The sequence below is a fragment of the Brachyspira catarrhinii genome (assembly GCF_005518285.1).
In the GTDB taxonomy this organism is placed as follows: Bacteria; Spirochaetota; Brachyspiria; order Brachyspirales; family Brachyspiraceae; genus Brachyspira; species Brachyspira catarrhinii.
Genome location: NZ_SJDU01000811.1, coordinates 1 through 397 on the forward strand (window position 1 = coordinate 1; position 397 = coordinate 397).

General features: G+C 38.3%; 1 pseudogene. It reads right to left on the reverse strand.

From position 1 onward, the window contains the following. A pseudogene (locus tag EZH24_RS13545) lies at positions 1 to 397 on the reverse strand (variable surface family protein); the annotation flags it as partial.

The following is a 397-nucleotide window of genomic DNA, read 5'->3' on the forward strand; positions in this document are numbered from 1 at the left end:
AAAGTATTATCCATAGCGGTAAGCATAAGGACGGGAGTATGAACCATATAATTGGAGTCCACATACTTAAATTGATATGCCCCGCCTACGCTTATTAAATCCGATTTATAACCTACGGCTAAAGCAATGGAAGGACGAAAATAATCGTTGAGCTTTCTATTGGTTTGCGAATCGTTTGTCCAATTGTCAAGTATGACGCCCGAAGTGTTTCCCGTAACTCCGAAAGCCACTCTGAGATATTCCGTTCCGTATAGAAAACCTATCTGGTCTGTTCTCGCTCTTAATTGGTCTTTATCCATAAAGAAGTCGATAAAACTTCTACCGCTTCCGTCTCCATAGAAACCGAATAGGTTTAAAGGAATTAGAATGAATAATAGTATTATGAGTAATTTTTTCA